The sequence below is a fragment of the Paenibacillus sp. GXUN7292 genome, assembly GCF_050864975.1.
Classification (GTDB): Bacteria; Bacillota; Bacilli; order Paenibacillales; family Paenibacillaceae; genus Pristimantibacillus.
In genome coordinates this window covers 20,768-37,140 of sequence record NZ_JBOZWO010000001.1, presented here as the reverse complement: position 1 = coordinate 37,140, position 16,373 = coordinate 20,768, and the positions used below count along the sequence as shown (strand labels likewise).

The window sequence follows — 16,373 nt, the reverse complement described above, 5'->3', positions numbered from 1 at the left end:
CGGCGTTTTTTGACTACAACTTTAAAACGATTTTGTTTTAAAATAAACCGCTTTTTCCTATTGTATCACTAATGCGATAGGAAAAAGCGGCCTTCCATTAATTAGCGTATGAACTCATTATGAATAAGTGATCAAAGAGAAAACATCAATGCCATCCAGCTTTTCACGGCCAGTCAAGTAGCCAAGCTCGATAAGAAACGCAGCTCCAACCACCTCGCCGCCAAGCTGACGAACAAGATTGATGGACGTAGCTATTGTGCCGCCTGTAGCAAGCAAATCATCTGCAATAAGCACTTTCTGGCCTGGCAATATCGCATCCTTGTGCATCGCCAGCTGATCGGAGCCGTATTCTAAATTGTATCCGGCTGTAATCGTTTCACCCGGCAGCTTGCCGCTCTTGCGGATCGGCACAAAGCCTACACCAAGCGCCATTGCCAGGGGCGCGCCTATTACAAAGCCGCGCGCTTCTGGTCCTGCGATCAGATCAATCTGCAAATGTTCAACTGCGGAGCGCATCTGCTCTATTGCAGCACGATAAGCCTCTCCATCCTTAAGCAGCGTAGTAATATCCTTGAAACGAATGCCTGGCTGTGGAAAATCTTGAATAACACGAATGTAGGATTTAAAATCGATTGATGAACTAGACATGCTGTTCAACCCTTTCTTTATATATCAGCTGTTTTACGATTGAGTAGCTCAGTTACACGCTTGACTCTTTGATACAGGCTTGACGTCGATAAATCTCTGCGAGCTGGCGCTGCGACTGCAGTCAGTCTTCCGCCTTGGCGCTCAATAAACTCCAGCTCTACAAACACGTCAAGCACAAGCTGCGCAGCCTCATGGCTTATGCCGCAGCGCTTGCCAAGACTAGCCGCAGCCCCTGCTTCGTCAATCGCTTGAAGCACACGCAGCTCCTGATAAACTCGTATAAACTGCTCTCGTTCAGGAAATTTCATAAGTGCTTGCGATCCCATATGTATATCGCTAATTTGCAGCTGCGGCGTTCTTCTGCCGTTCCATTCATTGACGGACAGCTCGCCGATTACATCTACTGCATGTCCAGCTTTCAGCAGTGCAGCATGATGGCCAACCCCAAAGCCGATCGCGTCCAGCACCTGCTGACCAGCGCCGAATTGCAGCTTTAAATGCTTCGCGTCCTTGCCTATAGCACGCCGATCCTTTACAACAATGTTGTTGAACATGAGCTTGGGTGAAGGATTGCCGGCGCCGAACGGCTCCAGCATCGCCAGCTGTTCAATAGTGGACAACGACGCCTCCTCCAATGTACATGCCAGATCAATTGCAGATTTAGGGATCCAGTCTTCCTCAGTAAGCCGCTCATACGCAAGCACGGACATCGCTTCTGCGAAAGAAGCCACATGCTCACGGCGCATGCTCATGCCTGCTGCAGCTTGATGTCCGCCATAATGGTCGAGCCATTCCTCACAGCTTGTTAGAGCTGCATGCAGGTCAAAGCCTTCAATCGAACGTGCTGAGCCTTTGCACATGCCGGTCGCTCTGTCTATTCCGAGAATAATAACAGGCTTATAATATTTTTCGAGCAGCTTGGAGGCTACAATTCCAATAACGCCTACATTCCAGCCTTCCCCGGCAAGCACGATAACTCCCGGCTCCTGCTGTGCATTCAGTTGGTCAGAGCTGCCGCGCCTGCAGTCTGCCAGCTTCGCTTGCCACTGTTCTTCAGCCTGCTCTACAATTTCCTCAACGATGGCTTGCCTTTCTTTGTTGAGGGCATCTAGTCGCTCTGCCAGCTCCAAAGCCGCTTCCATACGATTGGAAATAAGCAGCTCTACGGCCTGTCCCGCATGCTCCAATCGTCCCGCTGCATTAAGGCGCGGAGCTAAACCGAAAGCAATATTCGTCGAGGTTAACACATGTATATCCAGGCCGCTCACTTTAGCAAGCGCTTGAATGCCGATTGCGGCGGAATCGTTAATTTGCTTCAGCCCCATTTGCACCATAACACGATTCTCATCTGTAAGTGGCATTAAATCGGCGATCGTGCCAATGCTGACTAGATCTGTCCATTCACGCGGGATAGTTCCAAGCAGCGCACATGCAAGCTTAAAAGCCACGCCTACGCCAGCCAGCCCCTTAAAGGGATAAGGACAATCCTCCTGCTTCGGATTGACCACTGCGCAAGCTGCCGGAATAACAGCTGGCGGTTCGTGATGGTCCGTTATGATGACATCGAGTGATAATTGATTGGCATAATCAATTTCATCTGCTGCACTAATACCTGTATCGACCGTAACCATTAAATCTATTCCATCCTGCACAGCTTGTTCAATTGCTCCCCTGTTAAGGCCATAGCCTTCTTTCTCACGATGGGGAATATAATAATCAAACCGGCAATTTAACGATGCAAACAGACGAATGAGCAGCGAGGTGCTTGTGACCCCGTCTGCGTCATAATCGCCATATATTCGAATTTTTTCATTGTTTTCTATAGCCTTTTTCAGCCTGTTAACCGCTTGCTCCATCCCTTTTAATAAAAAAGGATCATGCAATTGCTCAACAGTACAGCTAAGAAATCTGCTGGCTGACTCTTGCTCTGAATAGCCTCGCTTGACCAATAATCTTGTAACCAGTAAGGATAAGTTCAATTGCTTGGACAACGTAAGCGCAAGTCCTTCCTGCTCGTTGCTCCAATCTGCGACAGACCACCTAGTTCTGCGCTCTATCATCAGGCTTTTCCCCCTTTGCTTCCTTATTGCAGCAACGTTGGTGCCTGCTCATCATTCAACTCATAATTCGTATTATAAGGATAGCCGCCATCATAGGGCTCGACACGCACCGACACTTCAGTTATATGATGAAAGCGATGCATAAGCAGCAGCTTCACACGGCGTCCAATCTCCTGGCCCTGCTGCACCGTTATTTTGGGATTGACATGAATAACAACGTCAGCTACCACATAGTGCCCCTGCTCTTTGGCACGCAGTGATTCTACGCTGATTACTCCGGGAACGCGCTGTACAAATTGCAGCAGCTCGCCTGAATCTTCTTCAATCTCAGCTATTGCATATCGCCGTATCTTACTCTTTGGCATAATCGCTAACATAATTTTTTTCCAAAATGTCACCTTATCTTCACCATCTCTGTTTCTCATTTGCTGTTGCTTCGCTCCAGACATAATTCCCTCCTGCAATAATGTGCTGTTAGGACTTGCCTTGTCCACTATGTATGCCAATACAAAGAAGCGGGCGGCAATGCCGCCCTTAATCGTTCGCATCCATGATAGCGCTGTTCTGACAGCAGCGAGGAGCTAAAATACCTATATTATAATGCAGTCTGAGATTTGACTGGTTTTTTTTCTTTTTGATTCTTTTTAAACACATACCATAACGGGCTCGCCAAGCAAATAGAAGAGTAAGCGCCGCTTACAAGCCCTATTAGAATAGCGAGTGAGAACAGCTTGATGGACTCACTTCCGAATAAGTAAATCGCAAGCGCAACGATAAATACAGTCAATACCGTATAAATATTACGAGCCATCGTTTGCCAAATGCTTCGATTAATAATCAGGGCAAGCTGGTCGGGCTTTTTGGATTTGGAAAAACGCATATTTTCGCGAACGCGGTCAAATATAACAATTTTATCGTTGATCGAATAACCAATTGTTGTAAGGACAGCCGCAATTAATGGCAGGTCTACCTCTAATCTGAAAATCGAGAACAGAGCGACAACGACGAAGCCGTCGTATAAAATCGAAAGATTTGCAGCAAGGGCGATGCGCCATTCAAAGCGAAGCATAACGTATAGCATGATGCCAAGGCTGGCAATTAATATTGCCCAGATCGTCTTAATGCCGAGTTCGCGGGCCATGTCCGGCGATACAATATTTACCTCAGACGATACGTCAGTGCCAAGCTTTTCATTAAATGCGCTGTTAATTGCATTCGTATCAGCTTGAGCCAGCACTTCCTTGAAGCGGATCGTTACGCGCTCATCATTCGTTCCGCCTACAGTAGCGATATAGTCGAAGTTAAATTTACTCATGATCTGGTCGACTTCTTCTTTATTGGTTGCCTTTTGCGTGGCAATGTCCATATTCGTCCCTGCGCTGAAATCAACACCGAAGTTAAGCTTTACAATAAATAAAGATGCGATGCCGACAACAACTAGAATAAGGGAGAACAGAAAAAACTTGTTTCGATTTTTAATAAAATCGTAGTAGATTTTTTCACTAAAGTTCACGGATTTCTGACTCCTTTACTCCAAAGTAGGTTGGCTTCTTAAATACGTTGCTGCGAATAATAAGTGTAATTAAGAAACGCGAGAAAATAATATTGGTCAAAATACTTACTACGATGCTGAAAATCATCGTCAAAGCAAAACCGCGGATGGCGCCATTGCCGATATAGTAAAGTACAATATTTGCAATGATAGACGTAATGTTCGCATCCATAATCGTTCTAAGCGAAGTTTTCGAGCCGGCCTTCAGAGCAGACAGCAAGCTTTTCCCACTGCGAATTTCTTCTCTGATCCGCTCGTAAGTAATAATATTGGCGTCGACCGCCATACCGATCCCGAGCACGAAAGCCGCTATCCCCGGCAAAGTTAACGTGACATTTAATAAATTAAATACTAGAATTAGCAGCCATGTATAAGAAATGACAGAAATAGCAGCTACTACACCAGGAATGCGGAATATTACAATTAAAAATACGAGCACGATAATACTTCCGATAACACCTGCTTCAACAGTGCTTGTAAGCGAGGCTTGTCCCAAGGTTGCGCCCACGCTTTGTGTATACTTTTCGTTAAGCTTAAGCGGCAGGGCTCCGAGATTAATTAAATCAGCAAGATCCTTTGCTTCTTTCGTAGTATAGTTGCCTTGAATTTGAGCAGAGCCGCCCGGTATCGCAAAATTTACGCTTGGACGTGACAGCTCCTCTTCATCCAGATAAATGGCTAAGTAATTATTTGGTGGCGCTTGCTTGGAAAGTCTGCCTGTAATTTCCTCAAACTTGGCAGCATCAACCAGCTCGATTGTAACAACTGGATTGTTCATGTTATCTCTGCCAACGCCAGCACCGTCCTGCTTAAAGTCAGTGCCTTCGAGCTCAATTTTGCCATCTGGACCGCGGAAGGTTAGTCGAATCGGCTTAGCAAGCAGCGCGCGGACCTCTTCCTCATTCTCTACTCCAGCAAGCTTCACGCGAATGCGATTCGTTCCTTCTGTCGTAATTTCAGGCTCTTCAACACCTGTGCTGTTAATCCTTTTTTCTAAGTTTTTGGCAGTTTCCTTTAGAAGCGACGGCGTTACCGTACCGCCCTCTTGAAACGTCTCCGCTTCATACAATACTTCGAAGCCGCCCTTCAAATCCAGGCCAAGCCTTACATCCTTCACTAAAGACGGGCTTGTCCAAGCAATTACGCCGAACAAAATAACCACGATCCCAAGGAAGGCAACGAATCTCTTCCCGTGCATACGACTTAATCCCCCTTATGGTCTCAATAGTCCTATTATACAGATGCTTCAAAAATGAGTCAAAAAAAAGAAAAACATGCCTAGCATAAAATGCGGCATGTTTTCTTGCAGCGGCCAAGAAGGAGCATTTTAAAATAAAGTGCCTTTAAAAGCGCTCATCGTCATGAAATTCATAAATTGCGTAATTTTCAACGACAAAATATCATTTACAATCTGATGAAGCGCCGGCCGACCCTTCTTGGCATACGGAGCACTGACGCATTGCCATATTTCTTCTGCAGTTATATTATCGTAGCCGATAAGTCGGAATTCCTCAGCCTTGCTGCTGCACAACTCCTCAATCATTTCATCCAGCTCAGTATCCGCCATACCGCACCTCCATCATAATAGTACCATAGTTCGTAATTCGCCTTTTGTCTTCTTTTTTCCTGCTTCAACTTAAAATTGTTGCGAAATGTCCGATGGCGTCCTTATTCGAGGACCACGGTTTCTACGTGAACTCCAAGAACAATATATAGCGAAACTTATAAATCTTAGTGCTTAAATGACAGACATGTAAATGTACATGCTGTGCATAAGCATATAGTACAGGCACTCTTAGAAATTTTTGTGCCGCCATTACCGATATTTGAAATGAGGGCGCCCAATGACCAAGCAATCATTCATTAAAGGAGCTATGATTCTGCTTGCAGCAGGAATTATTAACAGGCTGCTTGCATTCGTTCCCCGCATAACGCTGCCGCGAATTATCGGAGCAGAAGGTGTCGGCTTATATCAGCTCAGCTATCCGTTTTTGATCGTTATGCTAACCTTTATTACAGGAGGCATACCGCTTGCTATAGCCAAATGGATAGCAGAAGCGGAATCAAAGGGCGATCATGCCCGCGTAAAGCATATTTTCCGAACCGCTATGCTGCTCAGCATTTCAATTGCCGCTTTCTTAACTGCAGTTATGCTTATTTTTGCGCCAATTATTACAAAGTACGTCTTGCCGGATGCTCGAGTGTATCGGACGTTTTTCATGATGTCGCCAATGCTGCTTATTGTAGGCGTATCAGCTGTTTACCGCGGCTATTTTCAAGGCAAGCAAAATATGATTCCAAGCGCATTGTCCCAAACGATTGAAACGATAATCCGTATCATTTTTTCTTTGCTATTTGCTTATTTACTGCTTCCTCTAGGCTTAGAATGGGCTGCTGCGGGAGCGATGCTGGGCGTTACAATCGGCGAATTGGGCGGATTAGCAGTTTATTTGTGGAAATATTATTCAGAGAAGAAAAAAGAAAAGCTGGCTGCGGCCAGCCAGCCTAATAAAAAAAATGAAATCTTCGAAAAGCCGCCAAAAGTGCTCCGCCGTTTGCTGGGCCTGTCCATTCCCGTTACTGGCAGCAGGCTGGTCGGATCCTTATCCTATTTGTTTGAGTCTATTTTTATCGCTCGCTCTCTGGCAGCCGCCGGAATAGCAACAGGAATCGCTACCGCCCATTACGGAGCGCTGCAGGGAATGATTATACCGCTTATTTTACTGCCAACCGCTCTTACGCAATCGCTTGCTGTATCGCTTGTCCCATCCCTTTCAGAAGCTGCTGCCAAAGGTGAATTCGGCCTGATTCAAAAACGATTGCATCAATCGATGCGTCTTGCGCTAGTTTCAGGCGCACCGTTTATCGTCGTGATGGCATTATTTGCAGAGCCGCTATGCCGTATTTTATACGCTCACGGCGAATATGCGCCAATGCTGCAGCTTATGGCGCCAATCGGAATTTTTATTTATTTGCAGGCTCCTTTGCAGGCTGCGCTGCAGGCGCTTAACCGGCCTGGAACGGCTCTAACGAATACTTTCATAGGCGCAGTTGTCAAGCTTACCTTGATTGTTCAGCTGGCCTCACAGCCATCGCTCGGTATATATGGCGCTCTTATCGCCATTAATGTGAACACCATACTCGTTACACTTTTACACGGCATCAGCGTGCTGCGCCACATCGGTTTTAAAATGAAGCTGCTTGATTTCGCAAAGGTTGGCGCCGCCATGATAATTATGGGAGCAGCCGCTAAATTTGTAATGAATAAGGAGCTGCTCAGTTTGGAATATTTGAACCTGATTATCGCCTGTATGGCGAGCATCACCGTCTATTTGTTGCTGATGATCTGGATGAAGTTTATCGACCGTTTCGATGTGATACGCATTCCGCTAATCGGGCGTTGGTTTAAATAGCTTATTGTTCACCGTGTTGATATATAGCTCGCCCCGATGGTCTATCGAGCAAAAAAATACATCCTTGAAATCTCTGATCGAATGCTCCTGCATAATATTTTTCAGCCAAAAACGATTTTTGTCCAGCTTATCTAAATTTTCATCCTGTACCTTGCCGTTCATAATTAATGGAATTGGCAATATCTCAAAACGGTAGCCTGCCGGAATAATCGATGGCTTAGTTTCAATGCATTTATGTTCTGCATGCTCGTTTTTGTTTACCTGCTTTATCTCATCCTCAGGATCAGCTCTGTTGTCTTCCTTAGGGATGACCGAAAGCTTACCGCTCGTTTCTAAAATAGCAAAAGCTACATCCTCTACGGATGTAATCTGATTTTCTCTTAATTGCAGCATTAAATCATCCAAATTGTAACGTTGTTTGCGCATCACATCATGATAAATCTGCCCATCGGCAATAATGACGCTCGGTTTGCCGTCAAACCAGATGCGGAGCTTGCGGCTGCGCAGCGATATGATGGCAGTCGTTATTTGAATGATGGCTAATGTAGCCATAGGTACGATTCCTTCCCACAACGACCGATCCAAATCTTCTATTACAATGACAGCAATTTCAGCTACCATGAAGGAAATAACAAGATCAAGCAAGGATAGCTTGCCAATTTCACGTTTTCCCATTAAACGCATGATGAGAAATACGATAATATACGTAATAATTGTGCGCAGAAACAGACTCCACAATTCCATTCCCATCACCTCCAATTTTTTAGCGCATAGGCATGTACAGCTATTCTGACCTGTTGCGTGCAACAACATGCAAAAGAAAGTATACATAAATATGGCAGCATGCTTGGAATGCTGTACTAAAATGAACAGCTTGACCATAAGGTGTATTATTACTGTTCTTAATAGGAGGGTTATAAGGATGAAGGTAATTAAAGGTACAGTGAAAACGCCCAACTTAAAATCGCCGCTTTTGGCAGGAGCCGTTTTTTCCCTTATTTGGCTTGCTGCGGGCGCTCTTATTTTATCCTTGCTGCTTTATTTCACAGATGTTAAAGAAAGCAATATGAATACATACACAATGATTGTACACGGCGCGGCTGCTTTGTTTGGCGGTGCGGCTGCCGGCAAGCGCTCAGAGCAAAAAGGCTGGTATAACGGCGGAATGCTCGGCATTATCTATTTTATTATGATATTGATCATCAGCTTTCTTGCTGCTAATACTTCAATTACATGGCATAGCGGGACGATTCTTTTAACAGCATTGCTTGCCGGGGCATTAGGCGGGATGATTGGCGTAAACTTAAAAAAATAAACAGGGTAAGCTTTTCTCGTTGAATAGGCGCTAGGTGAAAACTTCTGCTTCAAATAACAAGGATAAACGGCTCCGCCGTCCTTTGGACAAATCTTATACTTACTTATATATTAAAAAAAGCCGGGCTCATTCACCTTTGGTGATAAGCTCGGCTTTGCATTATTCTGCTGAACCTGGCGCGCTGCTGCTAATTGTATTAATTGCGCTGCGCTCAAACGTCATTTTTGTTGTATCATTGACACGAATTACAACTGTATCATCAGTAAGCTCCACGATTGTGCCGTGCAAGCCTCCGATCGTCGTAATTTTGTCGCCCTTCTTCACTTGATTCAACATCGATGTGCGCTGCTTTTGCTTTTTCTGCTGCGGGCGGATAAGCAAGAAATAAAACACTGCAAACATTAGAACAAATGGCAGCACAAGTCCCCAAATGCTTTGGCCTTGGGCGCCATCAGCTGCTGCTGTAAACCACTCTGACATTGTTTTCCCCCCTCTCAGAATCCTTTTTCATTATCATTAAGTCCGTACGCTTCAAAGAACTGATCACGGAAATCAAGTAACCGATCGTCCATAATCGCTTGGCGAACGTCCCGCATGAGCTGCAATAAGAAATGCAAATTGTGATATGTAGTAAGTCTGATCCCGAACGTTTCATCCGCCTTCAATAAATGGCGGATATATGCGCGGGAGTAGTTCTTGCACGTATAGCAGCTGCAATTCGGGTCAAGAGGCCCAAAATCTTCTGCAAATTTCGCATTGCGTATAACGAGTCGTCCGCTGCTTGTCATCGTTGTCCCATTGCGAGCAATGCGTGTCGGCAATACACAGTCAAACATATCAACGCCTCGTATAGCGCCTTCAACAAGCGCATCCGGCGAACCGACACCCATTAAATAGCGCGGTTTGTTGAATGGCAAATGGGGAACCGTATAATCAAGCACCTCATACATAAGATGCTTAGGCTCGCCAACACTTAATCCTCCAATAGCATACCCCGGGAAATCCATGGAAGTCAAATCTTTTGCGCTTTGAATGCGCAAATCTTCGAACATCCCCCCTTGTACGATGCCGAACAACGCTTGATCATGAGGTCTGGCATGTGCTTTTAGGCATCTCTCGGCCCATCGGCTCGTTCTTTCAGTCGATTCCTTCACGTATTTATACTCTGCCGGATAAGGCGGGCATTCATCAAATGCCATCATAATATCCGAACCAAGCGCATTCTGGATTTCCATTGCGACCTCTGGAGAAATAAATAGCTTATCTCCATTTAGGTGGGAACGGAAATGGACGCCCTCTTCAGAAATTTTACGCATTTCACTTAAGCTGAATACTTGGAATCCGCCGCTGTCTGTCAGGATGGGACGATCCCAGTTCATAAATTTGTGAAGCCCGCCGGCTTGTTTTACAATTCCATGGCCTGGCCGCAAAAACAAATGATACGTATTGCTTAAAATAATGTGCGCATCCATAGACTTTAATTCTTCCGGACTCATCGTTTTTACGGTAGCCTGCGTACCTACCGGCATAAAGGTAGGCGTATCGATAATACCGTGCGGCGTATGCACTCTGCCGAGACGGGCGCCGCTTTGCTTGCATTGTTTAATAAATTCGTATTTAACTGCCACTGTTCACGCTTCCTATTCTATTTAATAAATGAACATCGCATCCCCAAAGCTAAAAAATCGGTACTGGCTGACGATGGCTTCCTCATAGGCTTTCATTACTCGGTCCCGGCCAGCCAAAGCGCTGATCAGCATCATCAGCGTAGATTTTGGCAAATGAAAATTCGTCAGCATCGCATTTACAATTTGAAAACTATAGCCTGGATAAATAAAAATGGAGGTCCAGCCGCTGCAAGCAATAAGCGGTTCACTGCCGAATCGCTCCGCAATCGTTTCGAGCGTTCTCGTGGAAGTGGTGCCAACAGCTATAATTCGCCGTCCTTCCTGCCTCGCCTTGGCAATTAATCCGGCATTATGCTCATCCAGCTCATAATATTCGGCATGCATTTCGTGCTCCTCAACCGTTTCCGTTGACATCGGCCGGAATGTTCCAAGCCCTACATGAAGCGTTACATAAGCGATTTGCACACCTTTGGCTGCCAGCTGCTCCAAATATTCCTTTGTAAAATGAAGCCCTGCTGTAGGTGCAGCTGCGGAGCCTTCCTGCTTGGAATAAACCGTCTGATATCGCTCGCGTTCTTCCAGTCTTTCTTTAATATAAGGAGGAAGCGGCATTTCGCCCAGCCGGTCAAGCAGCTCTTGAAATATGCCAGAGTAGTGAAATTTGATTACCCGCGCTCCCATATCTCCTTCTTCCTCTACTACTGCTTCCAGTAAAGGCTCGCCCTCTTCATTGACGCCAAATTGCAGCCTGGAGCCAAGCTTCATTCGCTTGGCTGGCTTGGCAAGCGCCTCCCAGCGATCCTCGCCAAGCTGCTTGAGCAAGAGCAGCTCCACCTTGGCGCCTGTATCTGCTTTAATACCCATTAGACGGGCTGGAATTACTCTTGAATTGTTGAGAACGAGCACATCCCCTGCCTGCAAATAACTCTCTAGGTCAGTAAACATGCCATGTGTAATTTCACCCGTTTGCTTGTTCAGGCCCAGCAGTCGAGAAGCTGTCCGTTCCTTTAACGGCGTTTGCGCGATAAGCTCCTCCGGCAAATGAAAATCAAACCAGTCCACATTCATAAAAAATCAATCAGTCCTTCTCGATAGTTACATCTTTATAATAGTATTTCAAAATATAAGCATAGTCATACCCTTGTTCTGCCAGTGCATAAGCGCCATACTGCGACATGCCGACACCATGGCCGAAGCCGCTGCCGCTAAAGCTGAATGTCGCTTCCTTGCTGACTGCTCTAACCTGCTCCTTGCTGCCCAAAACATATAAGTATGGATCGGCTGATACAGCAGATTTTCCTGCAGCGCCCATTACATATACGGACTGCTTCTCATCCGTCTTCGTACGCGATTGGCCGCCTGCTCCAAGAATAACAAGCTTGCCTTCCTCCGCTACAGTAAATAATGTGCTTGGCAGCGCCCCTTGCACCCCTAACGCAGAACGAAATCCGTCAGGGGATGATACAGCGAGCTTTTCTCCATTGACTGCTATTTCGAGCGCCCTACCGGAGGGGCCTCTTTTTGTTACTTCAATTGATGAGATAGATCCTGTAATTTTCGGATTCACTCTTGCATTAATTGCTGTCACAAGCTCTGGAGAAGTGAATGGGCCTCTCACCCAGCTCATTTCATTCGATTGAAGTACTTTTTCCAGCACAATGACTTGGTCACCTTTATTTAATATAGCTACGACAGGAACGCTGTCTTGAACAACAGGATGGCGGCGGACATTAGTGTTATCTGTAGTCAATTCCATTATAGTGCTGTCCGCAGCTGTCTTGCGGCCTGTACCCTTCAACAAATCCTCGCGGATATAACCGATCTGGCCGCTTCCAAGCACGACCTTATACCAATGCAACAGTCCTTGCTCTGAAATTTCGTCGGGACTGGCAGTGCTAACCAGATAAGGTATGCTGCTATTCCAGGCTTCCGATGCATCAGCTGTCTTCCCTCCTGCACTGGAGGAATACAATGCTTCTATCAGCTTGCCATTATATAAAATAACTTCACCCTTTGTAGCTTGAACCGCATCTGTTGCTGATTTGACTTCCACTCCTATGCCATTATACGCCTGGCTTAAAGTTGTATCAACGACGTGCGCGATTTGAAAACCAAATCCTTTCTGAAGTGCAAAGGTACGCGCTGCGACCGCTTGTGCCTTTAGTGCTTCCATAGGCCAGCTTGTATACATTTCTACAGCAACGACAGAATACAAATATTCCTCGAAAGAAAGCTCGTTAATGACTGCCAGCTTCCCGTTAAAGCTGCTAAGCTCGAAGCTTCCGCGATATGAATGATTGCTTCGCTCATTCAGCTTGATCGCCTGTTCTGGCTTGGCAGGAGAAATCCATACTTTCATTTCATTGGCAGGAAAGGAGTATAAGGTAACTGCGGACTTGGCACTGCCGCCTGCAGAATAATCCGCCTGCTTTAAGAAATATCCCTGTCCAGCTGCCGCTTCTTTCAGCGCAGATCCGCCCGGCACTTTAATCGAAGCTGTTTGCACTACCTTCAGCTCAGCTGCGGAAGTTGCAGCGCCTACCATAACGCTATATTGTACGCCTCCCTTGCTGCCTGCCCGAATGGCCACATAAGCGTCAAGGCCTGCTGCACCGAATTGCTGTGCTGCCTTTAGCGCTGCTTCCTCGGTAGGATAAGCTGGCGATTCTAGGTGATAGGGGCCTATCGCTGAAGGCTTGTAGCCTTTGAGCAAGGCGGTCAGCTTACTGTCGGCACTCCAGCGTGCCGCAGCGGATACTGCTTCCGCAGCAGTCGCATAAGCACCCTCAGACACTTGATACAACGCTGCTCCGCTCTTGGCCGAGCTCGTTATATAAGCAGTCCCTTTCGCAGAGACGATATGCTGATACACGGATAAAGCTGTTGCGAAATCACTTGTTTCAAGTACTCTGGCCTTATAATCATCAACTGCAAATCTTGCCTCGCTGTTAGCAGCAGCCGAAAACCAGCTTGTAACGCCATCAGGCGCTCTCGTCCCGATTTGCATTCCGCCGGGCGATGAGAAGGCGGCAGCTGGCGCAAGCGATTCATATTTGCCGGGAAGCTTCATAAACAAAGCCACTCTGATTTGATCAAGTGAAGGAACAGCAGCATAAGCTGGCGTCGATTGGACACCCAATATTAATAGTGAAGCAATAAGAAACGATAAAGACAGCCTTTTGGCTTGAATCAAGCTTTTTTTCATATCCATCCTGCCAAGCTCCTTTCAATTATTCCGACACCGAGAGTTAGTTTCGCTTCGGAATCGGAATGCCTAAATGCAAATAAGCGCTCTCCGTTGCCATTCTTCCCCTTGGCGTACGCTGCAAGAAACCTATTTGCATCAGATAAGGTTCATACACATCCTCGATCGTTTGGCTTTCTTCCCCGATTGTAGCTGCTATTGTATCCAGCCCTACCGGCCTTCCAGCAAAATTAGTCATCATGGCGTGCAGCATTTTGTGATCGATACTGTCGAGCCCCATAGGATCGACCTGCAAAAGCTCAAGCGCTGATTGCGCCAATTCATGCGTAATGATCCCATCGCCGCGCACCTGGGCAAAATCACGTACCCGCTTGAGCAAGCGGTTCGCAATGCGAGGAGTTCCTCTCGAGCGCAGCGCAATTTCCCGGGATGCTTCGCCTACGATGCTTACATCCAAAATTTCAGCTGCGCGTGAAACGATAAACGCCAGCTCATCTACCGTATAAAACTCCAGCCTGCTAACTACACCGAAACGGTCTCTAAGCGGCGCAGACAGCAAGCCTGCCCTAGTAGTAGCGCCTATTAAGGTGAAATGCGGCAGATCCAGACGTACAGACCGTGCACTGGGCCCCTTTCCTATCATAATATCAAGCGCAAAATCCTCCATTGCAGGATAGAGCACTTCCTCTACGGTTCGATGCAGGCGATGAATTTCATCTATAAACAAAACATCGCCTTCCTGCAAATTGGTCAAAAGCGCAGCCAAATCACCTGGCCGCTCTATTGCGGGTCCCGATGTAGTCCGCAGATTAACGCCGAGCTCATTGGCGATAATGTTGGACAGCGTCGTTTTACCAAGTCCTGGCGGGCCGTAAAGCAACACATGATCAAGCGCTTCTTTGCGCATTTTTGCAGCCTCTATGTAAACCGTCAAGTTTTCCTTTACTTTAGTTTGGCCTATATATTCAGCCAAATAACGCGGACGCAGACTCAGCTCCACCGCATGCTCATCCATCATCAGATTTGCGGAAATGATCCGATCATCATCCATTATAGTCACTCCCTCCGTTACCCTTTCACAAGCTGCTGAAATGCAAGCTTCATAAGAGCCTCAACCGATTCGCTTCCATCCACCTTCTCTTGCAGAACAGCCCATGCCTTGTCCAGCTCAGCTGCTTTATAGCCAAGCGCAGCAAGCGCTTCTCTCGCCTCGCTCCAGCCTTCGTGCCCGTTATCGCTGCTTGCTATGGCATGCGGTTCACCAAATAAATCCTTCGCCAGCAAGCCTTCATCTCCTCCGAGGCCCAGAAGCTTGTCCTTCAAATCCAAAATCATGCGCTGCGCCGTTTTCTTGCCAATGCCAGGAAGTTTGGTGAGAAACGCAATATTTTCCTGTTGAATGGCCATAATTACATTATCAGGCTGACCGCCTGAAAGAATGCCGAGCGCGACGCGCGGCCCGATACCGGACACTTCAATCAATTTGCGGAACAACGTTTGTTCATGCCGCGTTGAAAAGCCATACAGTAAAATGGCATCCTCTCTTACATGATGGTGTATGTACACGGTAATGGTATCCTCACTGCCTGCAAAGGCATAAGGATTCGGCGTAAATACACGATATCCTATATCCCTCACATCTAAAACGATATAATCAGCCTCAAGCAAGGCCACTTTTCCACGCAAAAAATCTATCATCGACCGGTCACCTCATTTATTTTGTTCGATATGCCTGCAGAATGAGCGTGACAAATCGCAACCGCTAATGCATCGGCAACATCATCAGGCTTGGGTACAGCTGATAGCCGCAAAAACATTTTGACCATCTCCTGCACCTGGCGTTTTTCCGCCTTGCCATAGCCTACAACAGCCTGCTTTACTTGAAGCGGTGTATATTCCGCTACCGTCAATCCTCTCTGGGCAGCAGCCAAAATAATTACGCCTCGCGCTTGCCCGACCGCAAACGCAGTCGTCACATTCCGATTAAAAAATAATTTCTCGACCGCCACCGCATCTGGCTTATAGCGATCCATCAGCGCTCCTGCCGAATCATAGATTTGCAAAAGCCGCTCCTCTGATGGAGTATGTGCCTCTGTCTGTATCGCGCCATATTGAACGGGAGTCAGCTTATGACCGATATAATCTACAAACCCGAAGCCCGCTATAGCGATGCCGGGGTCAATGCCTAGTACACGCAAACTGCCAGCTCCTCATCAAAACATAATTATCCATCCTCCATTATAGCAAAATTATTTGGCAATGAGAACGAATGTTTCGTAATAAGCGACTACCGGCCCATATAATATCGTTACTTCGGTTAATATTAAAAAAGAAAAGAGCCTGTACCTCGTAGGGTACAAGCTCTCAGCGTGTTGAAAAAGCTCCGCAGCAGCTTAATAGCTCGGATAACAGCCCTAAAGCAGTAAACGGGAAGCCGTCGATTCGTTGTAGGAGTTAAATAACCGAGCAAAAGTCGTAATGCCATCTGTTTAGAATGTAACGGAACTGAGAGGCTCTATTTAGCAATAAAAAGATGGTTTAAATCTGTAACG

Annotated in this window: 16 protein-coding genes; 2 read left to right on the top strand and 14 right to left on the bottom strand. The window is 46.5% G+C overall.

The annotated features are described in order from the left end of the window. Positions 1 to 117 precede the first annotated feature (117 nt). The 6 genes from ACRRU2_RS00190 to ACRRU2_RS00165 form a co-directional block, all read right to left on the bottom strand. Positions 118 to 633 (bottom strand): adenine phosphoribosyltransferase, encoded by a 516-nt coding sequence (locus ACRRU2_RS00190; RefSeq protein ID WP_432499841.1) that lies wholly within the window; start codon positions 631 to 633, stop codon positions 118 to 120. 32 nt (positions 634 to 665) lie between these two features. Continuing rightward, positions 666 to 2,708, bottom strand: a complete 2,043-nt coding sequence (gene recJ / locus ACRRU2_RS00185; RefSeq protein WP_432499575.1) for a single-stranded-DNA-specific exonuclease RecJ — start codon at positions 2,706 to 2,708, stop codon at positions 666 to 668. Between the two features lie 23 nt (positions 2,709 to 2,731). Beyond that, a complete protein-coding gene (locus ACRRU2_RS00180) occupies positions 2,732 to 3,256 on the bottom strand; it encodes a cation transporter dimerization domain-containing protein (protein ID WP_331696998.1) in 525 nt (174 codons plus the stop codon). A 47-nt stretch (positions 3,257 to 3,303) separates the two neighbouring features. After that, positions 3,304 to 4,221 carry a protein translocase subunit SecF gene (gene secF, locus ACRRU2_RS00175; RefSeq protein ID WP_331696999.1) on the bottom strand — a complete coding sequence of 306 codons (918 nt, stop codon included), beginning with the start codon at positions 4,219 to 4,221 and terminating at the stop codon, positions 3,304 to 3,306. Next, positions 4,211 to 5,458 (bottom strand): protein translocase subunit SecD, encoded by a 1,248-nt coding sequence (gene secD / locus ACRRU2_RS00170; protein ID WP_432499574.1) that lies wholly within the window; start codon positions 5,456 to 5,458, stop codon positions 4,211 to 4,213. The genes secF and secD overlap by 11 nt, the downstream gene beginning before the upstream one ends. 129 nt (positions 5,459 to 5,587) lie before the next feature. Then, entirely contained in the window at positions 5,588 to 5,827 is a 240-nt protein-coding gene (locus ACRRU2_RS00165; RefSeq protein ID WP_432499573.1) for a post-transcriptional regulator, read from the bottom strand. Positions 5,828 to 6,104: 277 nt separating this feature from the next. On the opposite strand from ACRRU2_RS00165, the gene spoVB reads away from it, so the two are divergent. Beyond that, on the top strand, positions 6,105 to 7,673 hold the full coding sequence (gene spoVB / locus ACRRU2_RS00160) for a stage V sporulation protein B (RefSeq protein ID WP_432499572.1): 1,569 nt from the start codon (positions 6,105 to 6,107) through the stop codon (positions 7,671 to 7,673). Here spoVB and ACRRU2_RS00155 read toward each other — a convergent pair. Further along, on the bottom strand, positions 7,650 to 8,417 hold the full coding sequence (locus ACRRU2_RS00155; RefSeq protein ID WP_432499571.1) for a YetF domain-containing protein: 768 nt from the start codon (positions 8,415 to 8,417) through the stop codon (positions 7,650 to 7,652). The genes spoVB and ACRRU2_RS00155 overlap by 24 nt on opposite strands. A gap of 178 nt (positions 8,418 to 8,595) precedes the next feature. Between ACRRU2_RS00155 and ACRRU2_RS00150 the strand changes: the two genes are divergently transcribed. Then, the gene (locus ACRRU2_RS00150; RefSeq protein ID WP_331697004.1) at positions 8,596 to 8,988 is read left to right on the top strand and encodes a TIGR04086 family membrane protein; all 393 of its coding nucleotides are present in this window, start codon (positions 8,596 to 8,598) and stop codon (positions 8,986 to 8,988) included. A 159-nt stretch (positions 8,989 to 9,147) separates the two neighbouring features. Here ACRRU2_RS00150 and yajC read toward each other — a convergent pair whose 3' ends face one another. The 7 genes from yajC to ruvC are packed head-to-tail and all read right to left on the bottom strand — an operon-like array spanning position 9,148 to position 16,019. Then, on the bottom strand, positions 9,148 to 9,468 hold the full coding sequence (gene yajC, locus ACRRU2_RS00145) for a preprotein translocase subunit YajC (protein WP_331697005.1): 321 nt from the start codon (positions 9,466 to 9,468) through the stop codon (positions 9,148 to 9,150). A 14-nt stretch (positions 9,469 to 9,482) separates the two neighbouring features. Continuing rightward, complete coding sequence (gene tgt, locus ACRRU2_RS00140) at positions 9,483 to 10,616, bottom strand: tRNA guanosine(34) transglycosylase Tgt (RefSeq protein WP_331697006.1); 1,134 nt, start codon at positions 10,614 to 10,616, stop codon at positions 9,483 to 9,485. Between the two features lie 21 nt (positions 10,617 to 10,637). Continuing rightward, the gene (gene queA, locus ACRRU2_RS00135; protein WP_432499568.1) at positions 10,638 to 11,684 is read right to left on the bottom strand and encodes a tRNA preQ1(34) S-adenosylmethionine ribosyltransferase-isomerase QueA; all 1,047 of its coding nucleotides are present in this window, start codon (positions 11,682 to 11,684) and stop codon (positions 10,638 to 10,640) included. A gap of 10 nt (positions 11,685 to 11,694) precedes the next feature. Then, positions 11,695 to 13,827 (bottom strand): SpoIID/LytB domain-containing protein, encoded by a 2,133-nt coding sequence (locus tag ACRRU2_RS00130; protein ID WP_432499567.1) that lies wholly within the window; start codon positions 13,825 to 13,827, stop codon positions 11,695 to 11,697. Between the two features lie 37 nt (positions 13,828 to 13,864). Next, positions 13,865 to 14,872, bottom strand: coding sequence for a Holliday junction branch migration DNA helicase RuvB (ruvB, locus tag ACRRU2_RS00125; protein ID WP_331697009.1), 1,008 nt, complete (start codon positions 14,870 to 14,872; stop codon positions 13,865 to 13,867). Positions 14,873 to 14,889: 17 nt separating this feature from the next. Further along, positions 14,890 to 15,519, bottom strand: coding sequence for a Holliday junction branch migration protein RuvA (gene ruvA / locus ACRRU2_RS00120; RefSeq protein WP_432499565.1), 630 nt, complete (start codon positions 15,517 to 15,519; stop codon positions 14,890 to 14,892). Next, positions 15,516 to 16,019 carry a crossover junction endodeoxyribonuclease RuvC gene (ruvC, locus tag ACRRU2_RS00115; protein WP_432499564.1) on the bottom strand — a complete coding sequence of 168 codons (504 nt, stop codon included), beginning with the start codon at positions 16,017 to 16,019 and terminating at the stop codon, positions 15,516 to 15,518. Before ruvC ends, ruvA begins: the two co-directional genes overlap by 4 nt. Positions 16,020 to 16,373 lie beyond the last annotated feature (354 nt).